Origin of the sequence: Prosthecobacter sp., assembly GCF_044222565.1 — a bacterium.
GTDB lineage: Bacteria > Verrucomicrobiota > Verrucomicrobiia > Verrucomicrobiales > Verrucomicrobiaceae > Prosthecobacter.
Genome location: NZ_JBGANA010000008.1, coordinates 1 through 17356, shown reverse-complemented (window position 1 = coordinate 17356; position 17356 = coordinate 1). Strand labels below are relative to the sequence as shown.

Here is a 17356-nt window from a genome sequence, read left to right as displayed (position 1 = left end):
AAATCAGAAATACCCTTCTTTTTTACGGTCCTCCATGGCGGTTTCGCTGCGCTTGTCATCCGCACGCGTGCCACGCTCCGTCTGGCGGGCTGCGGCGACTTCGGCGACGATTTCATCAATCGTGCTGGCGGTGGATTCGACGGCGCCGGTGCAGGTGGCGTCTCCGACGGTGCGGAAGCGGATGGTCATCTCCTTCACGCGGGGCTTCTCTTCATCGAGCAGCGGGATGATGCCCGTGCTGGCGTCGAGAAGCTGGCCGTGGCGCTCGATGATCTTGCGCTGGTGGCTGAAGTAGAGGCTTGGCAGAGGGATGTTTTCCTGGCGGATGTACTGCCAGATGTCCATCTCGGTCCAGTTGCTCAGCGGGAAGACGCGGAAGTGCTCGCCGAAGTGTTTGCGACCGTTGAAGATGTTCCAAAGCTCGGGGCGCTGGTTCTTGGGGTCCCACTGGCCGAACTCATCGCGGTGGCTGAAGAAGCGCTCCTTGGCGCGGGCTTTCTCTTCATCGCGACGGCCACCACCGAGGCAGGCATCGAACTGGTTTTCTTCGATGGTGTCGAGCAGGGTGACGGTCTGCAGCTTGTTGCGGCTGGCGTTGTGGCCTTTTTCCTCCTGCACGCGGCCATCGTCGATGGACTTCTGCACCAGCCCCACGGTCAGCGTGGCGCCGATCTCCTGCACGAACCAGTCGCGGTACTCCATGGCCTCGGGGAAGTTGTGGCCGGTGTCCACGTGCAGCAGCGGGAAGGGCAGCCTGGAAGGGTAGAAGGCCTTGCGCGCGAGCCAGGCCATGACGATGGAGTCCTTGCCACCGGAGAACAGCAGCGCGGGCTTTTGGAACTGCGCCGCGGTTTCGCGCAGAATGTAGATGGCCTCGGATTCAAGGAACTGGAGATGAGTGATCGCGGACATGAGACGGGGACGTGTATTAAAGGATCTTAAAAATGCGCAGGGAATTGATGACGACAATCAGCACGCCGACAAGCACCATGAAGGGCTTGTGCGGGATGTGCTTCGCGGCCCATGCGGCCAGAGGCGCGGCAATGACGCCGCCAAGGGCGAGCGCAACGATGATGTTCCAGTGCGTGAGGCCGATGGTCAGGAAGAAGGTGATGGAAGCTGAGAGCGTGACGAAGAACTCGACCGCGTTCACACTGCCCACCGTGATGCGGGTGTCATTGCCACGAATGATGAGATTGGAGGCAACAATGGGCCCCCAGCCACCGCCGCACATGGCATCCACCAGCGCGCCAAAGAATCCCAGCGGGGCGAGGTGTGTGGTGACTTTGCGTGGTGGGACGCGGGTGAAGGCCTTCGCGATGATCACCGCGCCCATGATCACAAGGTAGACGGAGATGTAGGGCTTGAGCACCTTGCCGTCGATCGAGGTGAGGATGTAGGCACCCACCACCGCGCCGATCACGGCTGGAATGAGCAGCCGGCGAAACAAGGCGCGGTCCACATTGCCAAAGGCATGATGGGAAAGGCCCGAGGCACCGGTGGTGAAACACTCCGCCGCATGCACCGTGGCGCTGACCACCTTTGGCTCCACGCCAAAAACGGACAGCAGCGACGATGCGCTGACGCCGTAGGCCATGCCGAGCGCGCCGTCGATCAACTGAGCGACGAAGCCAGCCAGCACATAGAGTCCGAATTCGGGAGTGAAGATATCCATGAACGCTTACGCTTTGTCGGTGACGAGCTTGGCATGCAGGCCGCATTCGTGTTTTTCATCTCCCTTGGCGGGATCGTAGTAGGTGCGCTCGTTGGGCAGGCCGTGTTCGGCCAGGTAGGCGTCCATCTCGGTGGGGGTCCAGTCGAGGATGGGGTTCACCTTGAGGCAGTTGAACTTGGCGTCCCACATGAAGGGCTGCAGCGTGGCGGCGCGCTGGGGGTTCTGCTCCTTGCGCAGGGCGGTGATCCACACTTTCGGGGCCAGCTCGCGCATGCCACGCTCAAAGGGCTCCAGCTTCATGATGCGGCTGAAGGATTCCACGCGCTCCACTTCGTCCGGCATGGGGATCTGGCCGCCATTGAGCGCCAGCCAGTGGGCGGCGGTCATCTTGGGCAGGTAGGGCTGCAGATTGAGGCCCAGCTTGGCACGGCTCTTTTCCGCAAAGACGTAGGTTTCAGGGAGATTGGTGCCGTGATCGACCCAGAGGATGGGGATGTCGGCGCTCTGCTCAGTGGCGAGGTGCAGGATCACGGCCTCATACGGGCGGAAATTGGTGGTCACAATGGCCTTGCCGTCGGCATGAGCGAGGGCGGTCTTGATGATTTCCTGCGGCGACTGGCCACGGGAGGCGTCGTTGAGAGCTTGGATTTGATCGGGATTCATGCGAGGGGGGCGAGTATTAACCTAATTCCCGATATGTAAAGTAGGTAATTGAAATGGTGGAGGAAATTTGGGCATGAAAAAGGGCGCGGAGATGATCCGCGCCCTGATGAAAGGAGAGACTTGGGGAGCTGCTTATGCCTGGAGGGCAGCGGCAGGCTCGATGTTCACGCGGCGACCGTCTTTGTCGAAGAGGACCTTGCCGTCCACAAGAGCAAAGATGGTGTGGTCTTTGCCAAGACCGACGTTGCGGCCTGGCACCCACTTCGTGCCACGCTGGCGGAGGATGATGTTGCCTGCGATGACGGCTTCACCGCCGAATTTCTTGACGCCAAGACGCTTGCTCTGGCTGTCGCGACCGTTTTTGACGGAACCTTGTCCTTTTTTATGGGCCATAAGAAGTGAGAAGTAGAGGGATTAGGCGTTGATGGCGGTGATCTGCACCAGGGTCAGCGGCTGGCGATGGCCACGGGTCTTGTGGAAGCCCTTGCGCTTGCGGAACTTGAAGGTGGTGGCCTTGTCAGCCTTGTGCTGCTTGATCACCTTGGCGGAGACGCTGGCGCCAGCCACGGTGGGAGCACCGACCTGGATGCTGCTGCCTTCGCCGGCGACGAGCACCTGGTCGAAAGTAACGGTTTCGCCTTCGGCAGATTCCAGCTTCTCCACGTCGAGCTTGTCGCCCGCGGAGACTTTGTACTGCTTGCCGCCTGTTTTGATGATTGCGTATGCCATAACCTGAAAAAGTAAGAGTTGCCCCGTCATTTTGGGACGAGGGGCGCGGAGGTTTCCACACCTCACCCAGTTCGGCAAGGGAAACTTTTGTGAAATCAGGCTGCCGGGGCCTGAGAATTGCCAAAAAAATGCGTCAGCGCCTCCATCATCCCCTCACTGGCGGGGCGGCTGGCGATGAAGCCGCCGTAGTTGCGGACGATGTGCTTCACGGGCTCGACCGAATTGCTGGGGCAGGCGATCATGCGGGCGTGGCGCGGATCGAGCATGCTGAGATCGTTGAAATTGTCCCCCGCAGCGAAGCACACGGAAGAGTCCAGGCCAAGGAGGCGCGCCAGCTCGCTCAGCGCGGTGCCCTTGCTGTAGCCGCTGTGAGAGAAACGCAGGTAGATGCCATTGCGGTGATAACCGATCTCCGGGTACTGCTGGGTGTGCGTGTCGATGTAGGCACAGATGCCGTCCATTTCGAGATCATTGGACCCGACGATGCCCATCTCTCCGGAGCTGCCGGTGAGGAAGGAGGCATTCGTCTGCGTCTCCACCATGTGGCGTATGGCCAGAAGGGACTGCTGGTGATCTTTCGCGAAGCGCTCCTGCGCACGGCGCGCCTGGCGGTTCCAGGAGCCATAGTCCGTCCAGCGGCTGAAGAAGCCGGGCTTATAGATGTCGCTCTCCTGCGCGATGATGAAATCCGGCTCGTGAAAAATGCCATACTGCGCGAGGCCCTGCACCGTCTGGTTCAAGCTGCGTCCGGTATTGATGACCCACGCGGCGCCCTGGCTGCGCAGAAGCTGGATCATCTGCCCGAAGCCCGGATGATACACGGGGTCGCTCTCCGGATGCACGAGAGTGCCGTCGAAATCGAAGCAGAGAATGAAGCGGTGTTTGGGGGCTGCCATGTAAGCGGGGCGCGCATTCATGCCGCGAAAGAGGCCGGCTGCAAGACCGCGATCACACGCCAGAAGGCCAGAACGCACAGCGCCCAGAGGACGGATTCATAAATCACGAACACCGGCAGCCGCATTTTCCGCCGGCGTGCGCGATGCACCAGGGCCTCGCTGGCCCAGAGCAGGCTGAGCACCAGCGGCGGGTAGAGGGCCAGATGGCGGTTTCCCCAGGTGTACACGGGCATGTCCCAGCCAAAGTCGAAGATACATGCCACGCATGCCAGCAGGCTGAACAAAGCCAGGGGGGCCGTTTCAGGATGGAGAGCCTGCCCGGCATGGGCCGCCTGCGGCGCCACGAAGCCGAGGATGAGCATGAGCATGATCAGGATGCTGGCCAGGGCGAAGACAAACAGGCCGCGCTCATGCGGCAGGGAATCAAAGCTCCAGGGAAGCTGCAGCACGGACTCCGTCATTTTCAGACCGCCTTGATAAAAACGCTTCTTCACGTCTTCAGGAGAATGAGCGGCGACATAGTTGGCATAGCTGGGCCGGTCATCGGCCGGCACCGCCTGGAGAGATTCACGGGTGCTGTGCGCCGCCGCCCATTGCTGCATGGCGGATTCATTTTCAAACCACCGCCAGTAAAAGGGCCCTGCGTCTCCCAGCTTTTCCTTCGAATACGCGAGCATGGGCCCGACGGTGATCAAATGGCACACCACCAGCAGGATCATGCCCAGCCAGTGATTGCGCCAGGCCCAGAGGGAGGTGCCGCGTTCATGCGGCAGATGGGCCAGCACCCAGCCCCACAACCAGCGCAGGGAGCTGACGGCAATGAACACCCCGACGAGCGTGGTGGCGGTGGGCAGTGTCAGATTTGCCAGCGCGGAAATGAAGCCGATCAAGCCATAGAGCCAGAGGGAATTGCGCTTCAAGGCCGCAATGCAGCACACCCAGATCATCAAAAACAAAATTTGAAACAGCACATCCGGCGAGAACGAAGACGCTGAAGGCAGGAGCACTCCGAACCCGATGGTGAGAATGGTGAGCAGCGCGGCGGGGACGGAAAAAAAGCGCGCCGCCGCCAGGCCCAGCAGAAACAAAAAGCCCAGGCTGAGCCCGAGCACCCAGCGCTTGCTGGCACGCAGCACATGGAGGTCTGCCGCAGTCAGCGCCGTCGTGGCCGGGCCCTGTCCCGCGGCCACATTCCAGGCTGCCAGCCAGGGCCAAAGCGGACGCACCACGCCATCTGTGCGGTGCGGCAGCCAGTCGTTCAAGGGCTGGGAGACGCTCTTGGAAAAATCCGGCGTGAGATCAGGCCGCGTTTCGATGGCGGCATTGAGGTACACGCGCTCCTGCGCGGAAATGGCGGGAGAGGTGAGGCATTGAGAATGAAAGGCCCGGACATAGCACCAGGCAAAAAAGATCAGGCAGGCGAACATCATCACCCAGCGCCCGCCGCGCAGCCAAAGTTTTGTGAGTTGCAGGAACACGGACTTGACCGGTAGGCGTTCTGCGAGGTTGGAATGACGAGGAGAGCAGGTTACTTGCGGGGCCGCACTTTGATTTCCACCCGTCGGTTCATGCCCTGCTGCTCGGCGGTGCCTGCCGTGCTCACGATCGGCTTGGATTTGCCCATGCCGACGGCCTGAATGCGGTCCGTGCCCAGCCCCAGCGACTCACGCAGCCAGCTCACCACCGCGGTGGCGCGGCGGATGCTGAGCTCGAGATTGTAGTCCTCACCGCCGAAGCTGTCGGTGTGGCCTTCGATGATGAACAGCGAGTCCGGGTTTTTTTGGATGAGAAAACCGAGCTTCATCAGGCTGAGGCGGGCGGCTTCCGCCAGCTGGTCGCTGCCGTAGTCAAAGAGCAGGTCCGTGGGCATCAGAATCGGGGCCGTGCTGCCGCCCATTTTGCCACCGCCGCCGAGGAGATCATCGAGATTGCTGAAGCCCTTCACCCGGGCGCCTGCGGCTGTCTCCGTGCCCTGGCTTTTCACCGCATCCAGCAGGCCGGTGTCCATCTTGCCACCCAGGCCGGGGTCCACCGCGCCGGCATCCAGCAGCATCTGCTTTTCTGACACGGGCTTGGACAAAACATCCCGCCGCACGCTGGCGAGATCCGCGGCAAAGTCAGGCGCGGCCATCGACTGGGGAGCGAGGAGCTTGGCCATGTCGCTGCCTTTGGGGGTGCCTGGGGCGCCGTCTCCTGGATCATTGGCACGGATGAAATTGGTGATCTCCTTCACGTTCGGCGTGAGGTCGATCTCCTGGTTCTTGGGCAGTTCCTGCAGCTTGTCGAAGTCATCCAGCTTGGGCTCGAAGGCCTTCATGTCCGGCATGTTGCCGGGAGCGATGGTCTCGGGGATCTGCTTGATGGGGTCCTGCTCCTTGAACACCCGCTCATCGATGCGGATGCGCTCGGGCAATTCGCGCGGCTTGGCGGGAGCCACGTTGGCGATGCCCAGCGTGTCAAAGCCCACGACGAGCATCATGTGAAAGACGACTGACAGGATCAATGCAAACATCATCCACCACTTCAGGCTCCAGTCGTCGCGGGAACGAAAAGAGGACTGCGGAGTGGTCCATTCGGGGGGATGGGTGACTGCGGCCATGATACCGGCACCCTAACACGCGGACAAAGCTTTGCACGCATCACTTTAGCCGTGACATCGGCTCCGCCAGTTTCGTATGATCGGGGAGTAATCAACCCACCATTCCCATGAACCGACGCTCCTTCCTGACCACCAGCACCGCCGCCCTGACGGGCACCCTCCTCGTTCCCTCCAGCAGCCATGCGCTGGACCTCACCCAGGCCCCCCTGCCCTACGCCGCCGAAGCGCTGGAGCCCCACATCGACGCCCTGACGATGAACATCCACTTCGGCAAGCACCACACCGCCTACATCACCAAGCTGGGGGATGCCCTCAAAGCGGCGAACATTGCCAAGACAGACGCCATCGAGCTGGTCTCCGACATCAAATCTCTGCCAGAAGCCTCCCAGATGGCCATCCGGAACAACGGCGGCGGCCATGTGAACCACACCTGGTTCTGGAAATGGATGGCCCCCGCCGGCAGCGGCCCGAAAGGCCCCGAGGGCAAGCTCGGCGAGGCGATCCAGAGCACCTTCACCAGCGTGGACGATTTCAAAAAACTCTTCGGCGAAACAGGCGTGAAGCGCTTCGGCTCCGGCTGGGCCTGGCTCATCGTCACCAAGGACGGCAAGCTCAAAGTCACCTCCACACCGAACCAGGACAACCCGCTCATGAAAGGCATCGTCGATGAGGCCGATCTCGGCACTCCGATCCTCGGCCTCGACGTCTGGGAGCACGCCTACTACCTTAAGTATCAAAACAAGCGCCCTGACTACATCGCCGCATGGTGGAATGTGGTGAACTGGGCCGAAGTGGCGAAGGGCTACGCCGCGGCGAAAGGAAAGGCCTAAGCGCCCACGCCGCACCGCGCCATGACAGGACTCATCGAGGTGAAGGTCATGGAGTTGAACCAGTTGTTCAACTCCATGGACCCCTCCCCGTTTCATGAGCGCGACCTCGATCATGACGCGGAGGAGTTCATCGTCAGCTGGGCGCAGGAGCACCCCCAGCAGCATGAGCTCAAACTGGTCGTGCATCTGGCGAAACACCCCGCCGATGTGGCCGATGCACGAAAACTCGTTGCCGACTCCGTGGCGCACTACTTCGACTATCGTGCCGCGATGACGCTGCGAGAATTCAAGCGCCTGATGCGGGAAGGGCGGGCCTCGTTGGTCATCGGCCTGCTCTTTCTGGGTCTCTGCCAGTTCATCGCCACCCTGCTCGCCCCGGCCGCCGCCAACTGGCAGACCGTGGCGCGCGAAGGGCTCACCATCATCGGCTGGGTGGCCATGTGGAAACCGCTGGAAATCTACCTTTACCGCTGGTGGCCGCTGCTGACCCTGAGAAAACTTTACCAAAGTCTCAGCCGTATGCCTGTGGAAGTCCACTGCTCGACGCCCACTTGAAACTCTCCAACCTTATGAAAACACTCCTCGCCACCCTCCTGCTCATTCTCCCGACTCTTATGCTCGCCGCCGATCCCGTCAAACATGTGAAATCCGAAGAAGCCGCCAAGATCATCGCCGACGGCAAGACTGCCGTGGTCGATGTGCGCACTCCGGACGAGTTTAAAGACGGCCACATCAAAGGCGCCAAGAACATCGACATCATGTCCAAAGACTTCGAAGCGCAGGTGGCGAAACTCGACAAGACCCAGCCCACCCTCGTCCACTGCCAGGCCGGCGGCCGCAGCACCCGTGCGCTGAAGACCTTTGAGAAGCTCGGCTTCACCCACGTCATCCATCTGGACGACGGCTTCGGCGGCTGGGCAGCGGCGGGGAAGCCGGTGGAGAAGTGATTGTACACACTCTTCAATTAAAAGACCGTCACTCCCTGATGGAAGTGACGGTCTACTCTGAGAATTATCAACAACATCAACAACTGACTAAGAAGCAAGCAAACCAATAAAGGAAAGCCGACCAGAGATTATGCAAAGAAGCCGCGTCGACTATGGCCGCCTACAGCCCCATATTGGGACGTAGACTCACCGACAGTCAATCCAACAAAACTGCCTGACACCAACTGACCAGATTCACGAGACTGCTCTTGAACGTGGTTAAGAAGGATGTCGAAGACCTTTTGGTCGGGTTGTGCTCCCTCACGGTGTGTGAGCCTTTGAAGAGCTTGCCACTTCTCCTCGGTAAGACCCACACGAATCACTGCGCTTCCATCCATCGTGGGCTGGATTTCACAGGGAGTGGGGTGTGATTTCATAGTTAATTACTTTTTCTTTTCCAGAGTTTTTCTGGAGTCCAAGTCAGACCGGACTTGGCAAAGTTATTCTGAATAAACGGCAAAGAATGTCAACAACATTTGTGGCATATACGCCACACATTTTGGCGTAAAAAATTTCAAAAAAATATCATTTTGTGTCAACCGTGTTGCAAAATAATCGAAATTATTCGAGAAATTTGTTGCGATATTACAGAATCTGAACAGATTCTTAGCCACAGAATCAAATGATTCTATTACGTACCTGCAACCAACAACAACAAAGCAGTAAAACTCAATCACCAGGAGCAATAGATATATGACAAACCAAGCGAAAGAAGTTCTGCGACCACGGAATTTGTATCTTCGCATTCCTCCACAAATGAAGGAATCGCTGAAGGCACTAGCCGATGGCTCAGGCATGTCGCTGGATGAGTATGTGACTTCAGTAGTCGAAGACGCTATCGACAACGGATATCGTTTTCAGATAGTCAAAAAGAAAATCGCAATCCGCGACCTCAACCACGAGCCTCAACTCGTAGCGGGCTAATAAGGACTCACCTTGTTCTTATCTTAAATGGGCAGCATCGGCCTAGCCGCTGCTGCCCATTTTTTTAATTTTTCTTATATCCGCCAACCCCTTCACCACATCCGCCGCCAGCACAAACCCAAACGTACCGGTGACATGAGTTGCCGCTCCGAAACCGGCGGCGCAGTCCAGGCGCAGGCCGGTTTCGGCTCCGGTTTCAGGTTCAAGAGAGCAGGAACCATCGGCCCACGGAAACACCGGTTTCTCCGTGGAGAAAACGCAGGGAATATCCATCGTGATCGGCCGGCCTTGCTCGCTTTTGGCGAATCCATATTCGCGGCGCAGACACTGGCGAACGCCACGGAGCAACGGGTCCGCTCCTGCATGGCCGAGATCGGCGATCCGGATAGCCGTGGCATCGCGCCGTCCGCCGGCGGAACCGGAAGTGATGACCGGCATGCCGCGCGCATGGCATTTGGCAATGATGAGCGCCTTGATCGAGGTGCGATCCACGGCATCGACCACAAAACTGAAGTCCGGCGCAAGCAGACGATCCGCATTGGATTCGGTGAGGAATTCGATAACGCGGTTCACGCGACAGGCGGGATGAATCTCCGCCACCCGTGCGGCCAGCACATCGACCTTTGAGACACCAATGGTGTGGGCGAGCGCGGGGAGCTGCCGGTTCGTATTCGTGATGCAGACGTCGTCCATGTCGATCAACGTCAATTCACCAACGCCGCTGCGGGCCAGCGCCTCGACCACCCAGGAGCCCACTCCGCCCACACCGACGATGGCCACGTGTGCAGCGGCCAGACGCGGCAGAGCAGCGGCCCCGTAGAGCCGCCCGATACCGCCAAAACGCTGCGTGTAGGATTCATCCATGCGCTCGTGTAATACGCCTGCGACGGAAGATCAAGAACCCACGTTTACAGCGAGACGTTCGACTTTGCCGCAGAGGAGCAGAGGTGCGGGGATGTAGCGCGGTATTCCGATACCGCGACGGCGCCGACTCGGTATCGGAATACCGAGCTACATCGCCCATGCCACATGCTGTGAGCAGATTCGCTGAGAGTTAATCTTCTGTCCAACATCAAGCCGCCTTGAGTTCCGATTCTCCGCTGCCTCAGCCTCCTTGCTCCTTTGCGGCAAAATCGAGCATTGCCAACATACCTCAGCAATGATGCGCGCCGCGTGTGTTCACATGCAGCGAGTACAGGCTCTGCGAGGCGGTGATGAAAAGGCGGTTCCGCTTCGGCCCGCCGAAGCAGAGATTGCTGGCGGTTTCTGGGAGCTTGATGTGTCCGAGCATTTTGCCTTCAGGATTGAAGACATGCACGCCATCGTAACCATCGCCGATCCAGCCGGCGCTGGCCCAGAGGTTTCCCTCAACGTCGCAGCGCACACCGTCGGAATTTCCCTTGGCCTTCTTGTCCGCGAGAACGCCTTTGTTGGTGGTGAAAACCTTGCCGTTTTTCACTTTCTTGCCATCCACATCATAGACGCGGATGTTTTTCGGCGAGCCGCTGTCCACGACATAGAGCTTCTTGTAATCCGGCGAAAAACACAGCCCGTTCGGCTTCTCCAAATCTTCGGTGATCTTGCTGATCTCGCCGCTGGGATCGATGCGGTAAACGGATTCCTTCAGCAGCAGTTCCCCTTTGTTTCCTTCGTAATCCATCATGCTGCCGTAGCCGGGATCGGTGAACCAGATGGAGCCGTCAGGATGCACAGCGCCATCATTCGGTGCGTTGAGTGGTTTGCCATCAAACTTGTCTGCGAGGACGGTGACCTTGCCGTCGAGTTCATAGCGCACGACGCGGCGCGTGGCGTGCTCAAAGCTGATCTGGCGGCCCTGGAGGTCAAAGGTGTTGCCGTTGCTGTTGTTGGCGTTGTTGCGCATCACAGAGACGTGGCCGTCCTCGGGCAGGTAGCGCATCTGCGCGTTGTTGGGGATGTCGCTCCACACGAGGTAGTTTCCAGTGCCGTTCCAGGCCGGGCCTTCCGCCCAGAGCATGCCGGTGTGCAGACGGCGGATGGGCGAGTTTCCCTGGATGAGCTTTTCAAACTCAGGCTCCAGCACGATGACATCAGGATCAGGATAGCGTTCCGGTGTCTGGCCGGACCAGTCGCGGGAAAGCAGTGTCGTGGTGGCGGCGGAAGCGGCGAAGGTGGCTAGAAAAGTGCGGCGGTTGGTGGTCATGACAAGGGTGTTGTAGCGAATGGGGTGCGGGAATGGCAAGGATTTCGTCTCCCCCCTCCACAAAATGGCCCCGGCCACATCTCTGCGACCGGGGCCTGATCAAAACATCAGCCTGCGGGATCAGATGATCTCCACGTTTTGGCGACCGTGCTCTGCGTAGTCCTTCGCAGCCCAGCCGGGCATGGCGACAGGATACCAGCCTTCGGCGTCTGGCTTGACCGGAGCTTCGGACTCGGCGGTGATGATGGCGGGCATGTGCTGCACCTTGCTGTTGAGCGCGTCTTCCCACTTGATCTCCTTGCCGGAGTAGGTGGCCATGCGGCCCATGAGGGCGGTCATGGTGGATTCGGCACCGTAGTAGGCGTTGTTGATGGGCTTGTTCTCACGGATGCAGGCCTGCAGCGTGTCGTGCTCGGTCTGATACGGATCTGGATCAAGCCGCTTGGCGTTCTTGCCCTTGGCTTCGCCGATGTCCTTGCCGCCTGGACGGTATTTCCAGATGGTTTCGCCCTTGTGGTTGTTGGCGTAGCAGCGGCCGCTGTTGTCGAGATAGATCTTGCCCTTGGTGCCGGTGAATTCTTCGCGCACGGCATTGCTGACACCGGACTGGTGGCGGCACTGGCTGTTGATGCGCACACCGTTTTCATAGGTGTACTCCACGTAGTGGTGGTCAAAGATCTGGCCGAACTTCTTGTCCACGCGCTGCTGACGGCCGCCCATGCCCTGGGCAGTGACGGGAGGACCGCCAAGGAACCAGTTGGCCACGTCAATGTTGTGGATGTGCTGCTCATTGATGTGGTCGCCGCAAAGCCAGGTGAAGAAGTACCAGTTGTTGAGCTGATACATGAGCTCGGACTGGCCTTCGCGCTTGTCGCGGAACCAGATGCCGCCGCCGTTCCAGTAAACCTGGCCGGAAACGATGTCGCCGATGACGCCTTCTTCTTTGACCTGGGTGAGAGCCTCGCGGTAGCAGTTCTGATAGCGACGCTGAAGGCCGCAGACGACCTTGAGGTTCTTTTCATCGGCGATTTTGGCCATCTCGAGGACCTTGCGCACGCCGGGAGCATCCACGGCGACGGGCTTTTCCATGAAGATGTTTTTGCCAGCGTTCACCGCAGCTTCGAAATGATAGGGGCGGAAGCCGGGAGGCGTGGTGAGAATGACGAGGTCGCAGCAGTCGATGACCTTTTTGTAGGCGTCCGGGCCGGCGAAGACGCGGGAGTCGTCCACTTTCACCTTGTCCGGGGCTTTGTTGCGCAGATTGCTCAGCGCGCCATCGGCCTTTTCTTTGAAGGCGTCTCCAACAGCGTGGAGCGTGATGCCCTGCTGATTGGTGCTGAGAGCCTGGCCGGCGGCGCCGGTGCCACGACCGCCGCAGCCGATGAGGCCGATTTTGATTTCATCGCTGCCAGCTGCCCAGGCAGACTGGGCGACGGTGAGAGCGCTGGCGGCGGCAGTGGTGCCGATAAACTGACGGCGGGAGGTGGCCGCAGCGGAGGTGGTGGTCGGTGTGTTCATTGGATGGAATGGATTTGATTTAATAGACGGAATCAGGCGAGCGCGTTTTTGATGAGAGCGAAGCCTTCGGTGTAAACTTGTTCGGTGCTTGGGAAGAAATCGCGCCAGACGCGGGTGGCTGCGGCGAGGTCTGGCAGGGCGCTGCCAAAGGCCTCGATGGTCATCCAGCCGTTGTAGCCGATCTTTTTGAGGTGCTTGATCTGCTCCACGATGTTGATGTGGCCGCGCCCTGGGGTGCCGCGATCATTTTCAGAGATGTGCACGTGGTTCAGCTTGCCGGTGGCAAACACAGTGTCGATCGCCGCAAACGGGTTCTTCTCCTCGATGTTGGCGTGGAAGGTGTCGTACATCGTGCCGAAGTTGGGATGATTGACGCGCTTCACGTAGGCAGCGGCCTGCTCCATGGTGTTGAGGAGGTGGGCCTCAAAGCGGTTCAGGGCTTCGATGGCGCACTTCACACCAGCGGCTTCTGCCACGGGAGCGATGGCGCGATGCACTTCGGCAGCGCCTTCCAGTTCAGCCTCGGTCGGGAAAGCTCCGGTGAACTGGCCCAGCACCTGGTAGTAAGGACCGACGAGGGTCTGCACGCCGGCATTGTGTGCGCATTCGATGACGCGCTTGAGATGATCCACGGCACCCTGGCGGTTTGCAGCCACCGGGCTGATGGCATTGTGGGCTTCATCCGGCAGAACGGTCACGGCGGTGCATTCCATGCCGTTGTCCTTCAGCACCTGGCCGATGCTTTTGAAATGAGCGGGATTGCTGACATCAAAGATCGGAACCTCCACGCCGTCGTAGCCCGTGGCCTTGAGTTTTTCGATGACTGGAAAGTTCGCCTCGGTGACGTGGCCGGTGTAAAGCAGGAGATTGAATCCGATTTTCATGGGGTGGGGCGCGAAGCTAGGGAATGGCGGGCCAATTGGCAAGGTTTGTATCGGAAGATTTCCCTCATGGCAGGCAACGCCCCAGCCGCGCCTTCTATTGCGCGGATCTGCATAAATCCCAGCGGTGGCGCAACAGCGGCAAATTTGGCATTGAAAAGGGTGCGCCAGATTTGAATAGTGTGCTCTTCCCCTGCCGTGCTGCCTTTCGAGCCGGAAACCCACCCCACCATGACTGCCCTTCGATTCCTTGCGATGTCCGCCACCTGCCTTGCACTGGCTGCGTGTGAGAATACAAAAAAGTCCAGCAGCAGCGATCCCTACGCCTCGAACTACGGCAGCGACGGCCACTACAACCCCTATCCGGGTCAGACTGGCTACGCCTCGTCAACGACGCCGAAGTACCAGACGCCGCCCGCCCCAAACTCTTTCCCGTCCGAACCTGAAGCGCCGGCCAATCCCTACGCGTTCAGCGGCGCGAAGAAGACGCCTCCTTCGAGCAGTTCTTCCGGTACCAAGTCGTCCACCACCAAAAAGACGGTGGCTTCCAGCAGCACCAAGAAGAAGACGACGACTCCTTCGAAATCGACCGCTAAGAAGTCAACAGGTTCGAGATATACCGTGGCCAAGGGCGACACACTGTCCGCCATCGCGAGGAAAAAGGGGTCTTCGGTGGCTAAAATCAAGGCTGCCAACGGCCTGAAAAGCGACATGATCCGCCCCGGGCAGGCCTTAAAGATACCGTGATTCGGCTTTCAGGCACTTTTTGGCTGCAAAATGTGCTGCGAACTGAATATTTCCCCAGTTAGAGCCGTCCATCCCCTGCCAATAAAAATCCATGCCTGCCTCAGCCGCGCCTGATCCTGGCGAAGTCTCAGACCTCGACTTGGTCAAACGCAGCCAAGCGGGCGACACGCGGGCTTTTGACACACTTGTCACTCGCTATCGCGGGAGGATTTATGCCATGACCTATCACCTCATCCAGAACGAAACCGAAGCATGGGACCTCGCCCAGGAGGCTTTCATCAAGGCGTGGCGTGCGCTGCCGACGTTCAAGCACGATGCGGGATTCTACACCTGGCTGTACCGCATCGCCCACAACGTGAGCTATGACTGGCTGCGGAAGAAGAAGATTCAGGGGGATGGAGAGTTTGACGATGAGCGCACTGAACATCGCGTGGCAGCGGGTGCTGAAGCCGCGCCGAAGGGAGATCTGGCCCCCGACACAGCCCTGCGCAATGCGGAGCTGGGCCAGCGCATCCAGGAGGCCATTGCCAAGCTCTCGCCAGAACATCGCCAGGTCATTGTGCTGCGCGAAGTCGAGGGGCTGGCCTATGAAGACATCGCCGCTCTGATCCCCTGCTCGCTCGGCACCGTGATGTCCCGCCTTTTTTACGCCCGCAAGAAACTTCAGGAACAACTCCACGACGTTTATGAAACATCCCTCTGAAGAACACGATCTCATCCGCTGGCTTGACGGCGAAATGAGTGAAAAAGAACGCACTTCTTTTGAGAAGAGCCTCGAACAGGACGCATCCCTGGCCAGAGAAGCCCGCAGCATGCGCGCCCTGAGCGACACCCTCCGCGCCCATCTCCCCGCTGAAATCCGTGTGCCGCACGGTGATTATTTCAACACGCAGATCGGGGTGCGCATCACCCAGATGGCTCTGGATGACGCACGCGCAAAGCAGGGAGGAACTAGCTGGGGTTCCATCCTTCAATGGATTCGCCAGCCGTGGTTTGCCCTCGCCGGAACCACCGCCCTCGCGGTGCTGAGCTTTGGCCTGCTGCGACCCTCCGGGGCCGACACCACGCAGAGCAGAATCCTCAGCTCCTACACCCCAAACATCCATGTGCAGGCCCATGCCTATCATGACAGCAATGCGGACGCCACGGTGCTGATGCTGGATGGCCTGGATGCCGTGCCGGCTGCCAAGAAGATTTCTGGAATTCGGGTGCACCACAGCGATGTGGAGCCCGAACTGGCCGAGACAACGATGTATGACGATCAGGGGGCCGCCCTGCTGCAGATCTCCCGTGATTCCCTTGGCAATCCGGTATTCTCCCCCCGCGGATGAAAGCGCTTCTGCCAGTTCTTGCCTTTTTCTGCTGCACAGCATTCGTTGGTGCCCAGGAAGCGGCTGCACCTGTGATCTCTACCGCCAAACATGCCACAGATGGGCATGTGTGGGGTGCCTTGATCTTTGCCACCAACAACGCAGAGCAGCTCACAGGAGCCAAAGAACAGGCGCACTCCGACCTGCCCAATCTGACCCAGCGCCTGGGCAAAGTCTTCCCCTTCAAGCATTTTGAAATCCTGGGGCAGCATCGCCAGGATATCTTTCGTGAATACGAATCCTGGGTGGTCCCTTCTCGGGATCTGTTCATGAAGATCGACTCCAAAGGCCCCGCCGACAAAGACGGCGTAAACCTGCACCTGCAGGTCTGGCGTGAGCAGCAGGTGCTGGTCAAAAGCGACGCCGTGCTGCGCAAAGACAGCCCCCTCTTCATCGGCGGACCACCGTGGAAAGACGGGCGGTTGATCTTTGTGCTGTTTTTGGAGCGCAAATAGCAGTGAGATCAAGAACCTGCCCATTCAGTTCAACTCGGGCACTTCAGCACCTAATGCAGAGATATGGTCTGCACATTTATCGCTGAATTTAAGGCGGGATATTCGCCGATCAAATCGATGCAGCTAAGTGTGCTTGAACCATAACACCCGAGCGCCGGCAGATTTTTAGATTTTTTTGGCGTCATACTCCTCCAGCCAGGAGGAGCATTTCTGGAGAATGATTTGATCGATGTTGGATCGATCCGCACCGTCCCAGTACCATTGCACTGTCTCGTTCTTCAAGTCATCGTACGCCCAGCGCAGCAAATAGAAGTCGTAGATGTCGTTTTGATAGTCTTCAGCGATGCACAAATCACACAGCTCCCTCAGTCTGCTTTGCATCAATGGGGGCTGAACCAAGATGTCCGAGACAAGGTCTCTGGCATAGGCGGAAATTGCGGCCGGACCATTGGGAATAGAGATGCCCAACTCACGAAGAGCCCTTTTCGCATAATCACGCACCTCAAATATGACAAGCGGCGAGGCAAGTCCTGCGAGAATCCTGAGCGAAGGGGTGTCGTAGCCCTCAGTTAGAGCCTCCATCGCCCACTCCACACAGTCTGCCGGATCCCCCCGAGGAGTACCACAGAACATGATGACTTTTCCAGGCAGGACCTTCATGGCAGTTATTAACAGATGACTCTATGGGAACCTTGCGGTCTGTGTACCTGCTGGCGATTGGCTGCTCCGGGTGAAGGATGGTATTTTCTGCACGCCACGCGGGCACAAAAAATCCCGCATCTCTTACGAGATGCGGGATGATGTTTAATCTGGCAACGTCCTACTTTCGCATAGCCTTTCGCCATACTATCATCGGCGCAACAGCGTTTCACTTCCGTGTTCGGAATGGGAACGGGTGGTA

The 17356-nt window shown here is 58.9% G+C and carries 21 protein-coding genes and 1 rRNA gene; 8 read left to right on the top strand and 14 right to left on the bottom strand.

Features of this window, described 5'->3' with window-relative positions:
- Positions 1-3 precede the first annotated feature (3 nt).
- The 8 genes from cysD to ACILSR_RS13170 all read right to left on the bottom strand — a co-directional run bounded on the left by cysD (position 4) and on the right by ACILSR_RS13170 (position 6562).
- Positions 4-912 (bottom strand): sulfate adenylyltransferase subunit CysD, encoded by a 909-nt coding sequence (gene cysD, locus ACILSR_RS13205; protein ID WP_395738463.1) that lies wholly within the window; start codon positions 910-912, stop codon positions 4-6.
- Positions 913-928: 16 nt separating this feature from the next.
- The gene (locus ACILSR_RS13200; RefSeq protein ID WP_395750248.1) at positions 929-1675 is read right to left on the bottom strand and encodes a sulfite exporter TauE/SafE family protein; all 747 of its coding nucleotides are present in this window, start codon (positions 1673-1675) and stop codon (positions 929-931) included.
- A 6-nt stretch (positions 1676-1681) separates the two neighbouring features.
- Positions 1682-2338 carry a phosphoadenosine phosphosulfate reductase family protein gene (locus tag ACILSR_RS13195; RefSeq protein WP_395750247.1) on the bottom strand — a complete coding sequence of 219 codons (657 nt, stop codon included), beginning with the start codon at positions 2336-2338 and terminating at the stop codon, positions 1682-1684.
- Between the two features lie 132 nt (positions 2339-2470).
- Positions 2471-2731 (bottom strand): 50S ribosomal protein L27, encoded by a 261-nt coding sequence (gene rpmA, locus ACILSR_RS13190; RefSeq protein WP_395750246.1) that lies wholly within the window; start codon positions 2729-2731, stop codon positions 2471-2473.
- A gap of 21 nt (positions 2732-2752) precedes the next feature.
- Entirely contained in the window at positions 2753-3067 is a 315-nt protein-coding gene (rplU, locus tag ACILSR_RS13185; RefSeq protein WP_395750245.1) for a 50S ribosomal protein L21, read from the bottom strand.
- Between the two features lie 95 nt (positions 3068-3162).
- The gene (locus ACILSR_RS13180; RefSeq protein ID WP_395750244.1) at positions 3163-3984 is read right to left on the bottom strand and encodes an HAD family hydrolase; all 822 of its coding nucleotides are present in this window, start codon (positions 3982-3984) and stop codon (positions 3163-3165) included.
- Entirely contained in the window at positions 3981-5441 is a 1461-nt protein-coding gene (locus tag ACILSR_RS13175; protein ID WP_395750243.1) for a hypothetical protein, read from the bottom strand. Before ACILSR_RS13175 ends, ACILSR_RS13180 begins: the two co-directional genes overlap by 4 nt.
- A gap of 50 nt (positions 5442-5491) precedes the next feature.
- The gene (locus ACILSR_RS13170) at positions 5492-6562 is read right to left on the bottom strand and encodes an OmpA family protein (protein WP_395750242.1); all 1071 of its coding nucleotides are present in this window, start codon (positions 6560-6562) and stop codon (positions 5492-5494) included.
- A gap of 107 nt (positions 6563-6669) precedes the next feature.
- Between ACILSR_RS13170 and ACILSR_RS13165 the strand changes: the two genes are divergently transcribed.
- The 4 genes from ACILSR_RS13165 to ACILSR_RS13150 all read left to right on the top strand — a co-directional run bounded on the left by ACILSR_RS13165 (position 6670) and on the right by ACILSR_RS13150 (position 9302).
- Positions 6670-7392, top strand: a complete 723-nt coding sequence (locus tag ACILSR_RS13165) for a superoxide dismutase (RefSeq protein WP_395750241.1) — start codon at positions 6670-6672, stop codon at positions 7390-7392.
- Positions 7393-7413: 21 nt separating this feature from the next.
- Positions 7414-7947, top strand: coding sequence for a hypothetical protein (locus ACILSR_RS13160; protein WP_395750240.1), 534 nt, complete (start codon positions 7414-7416; stop codon positions 7945-7947).
- Between the two features lie 14 nt (positions 7948-7961).
- Positions 7962-8339: a rhodanese-like domain-containing protein gene (locus ACILSR_RS13155; RefSeq protein ID WP_395750239.1), complete on the top strand. Its 378-nt coding sequence runs from the start codon at positions 7962-7964 to the stop codon at positions 8337-8339.
- 795 nt (positions 8340-9134) lie between these two features.
- Positions 9135-9302 carry a hypothetical protein gene (locus ACILSR_RS13150; RefSeq protein WP_395750238.1) on the top strand — a complete coding sequence of 56 codons (168 nt, stop codon included), beginning with the start codon at positions 9135-9137 and terminating at the stop codon, positions 9300-9302.
- Positions 9303-9344: 42 nt separating this feature from the next.
- On the opposite strand, the gene ACILSR_RS13145 is transcribed toward ACILSR_RS13150, so the two are convergent.
- The 4 genes from ACILSR_RS13145 to ACILSR_RS13130 form a co-directional block, all read right to left on the bottom strand.
- Positions 9345-10166: a ThiF family adenylyltransferase gene (locus ACILSR_RS13145; RefSeq protein WP_395750237.1), complete on the bottom strand. Its 822-nt coding sequence runs from the start codon at positions 10164-10166 to the stop codon at positions 9345-9347.
- A gap of 289 nt (positions 10167-10455) precedes the next feature.
- On the bottom strand, positions 10456-11484 hold the full coding sequence (locus tag ACILSR_RS13140; RefSeq protein WP_395750236.1) for an SMP-30/gluconolactonase/LRE family protein: 1029 nt from the start codon (positions 11482-11484) through the stop codon (positions 10456-10458).
- Positions 11485-11604: 120 nt separating this feature from the next.
- The gene (locus tag ACILSR_RS13135; RefSeq protein ID WP_395750235.1) at positions 11605-13002 is read right to left on the bottom strand and encodes a Gfo/Idh/MocA family protein; all 1398 of its coding nucleotides are present in this window, start codon (positions 13000-13002) and stop codon (positions 11605-11607) included.
- 32 nt (positions 13003-13034) lie between these two features.
- Complete coding sequence (locus ACILSR_RS13130) at positions 13035-13886, bottom strand: sugar phosphate isomerase/epimerase family protein (protein WP_395750234.1); 852 nt, start codon at positions 13884-13886, stop codon at positions 13035-13037.
- Between the two features lie 228 nt (positions 13887-14114).
- On the opposite strand from ACILSR_RS13130, the gene ACILSR_RS13125 reads away from it, so the two are divergent.
- The 4 genes from ACILSR_RS13125 (at position 14115) to ACILSR_RS13110 (ending at position 16455) form a co-directional block, all read left to right on the top strand.
- Positions 14115-14630, top strand: coding sequence for a LysM peptidoglycan-binding domain-containing protein (locus ACILSR_RS13125; protein ID WP_395750233.1), 516 nt, complete (start codon positions 14115-14117; stop codon positions 14628-14630).
- Between the two features lie 91 nt (positions 14631-14721).
- The gene (locus ACILSR_RS13120) at positions 14722-15333 is read left to right on the top strand and encodes a sigma-70 family RNA polymerase sigma factor (protein WP_395750232.1); all 612 of its coding nucleotides are present in this window, start codon (positions 14722-14724) and stop codon (positions 15331-15333) included.
- Positions 15317-15961: an anti-sigma factor family protein gene (locus tag ACILSR_RS13115; protein ID WP_395750231.1), complete on the top strand. Its 645-nt coding sequence runs from the start codon at positions 15317-15319 to the stop codon at positions 15959-15961. Before ACILSR_RS13120 ends, ACILSR_RS13115 begins: the two co-directional genes overlap by 17 nt.
- Positions 15962-16032: 71 nt before the next feature.
- Positions 16033-16455 (top strand): hypothetical protein, encoded by a 423-nt coding sequence (locus ACILSR_RS13110; RefSeq protein ID WP_395750230.1) that lies wholly within the window; start codon positions 16033-16035, stop codon positions 16453-16455.
- Positions 16456-16620: 165 nt separating this feature from the next.
- On the opposite strand, the gene ACILSR_RS13105 is transcribed toward ACILSR_RS13110, so the two are convergent.
- Both ACILSR_RS13105 and rrf read right to left on the bottom strand, forming a co-directional pair.
- Positions 16621-17115, bottom strand: coding sequence for a hypothetical protein (locus ACILSR_RS13105; protein ID WP_395750229.1), 495 nt, complete (start codon positions 17113-17115; stop codon positions 16621-16623).
- Positions 17116-17262: 147 nt separating this feature from the next.
- A 5S ribosomal RNA gene (gene rrf, locus ACILSR_RS13100) occupies positions 17263-17356 on the bottom strand; the annotation flags it as partial.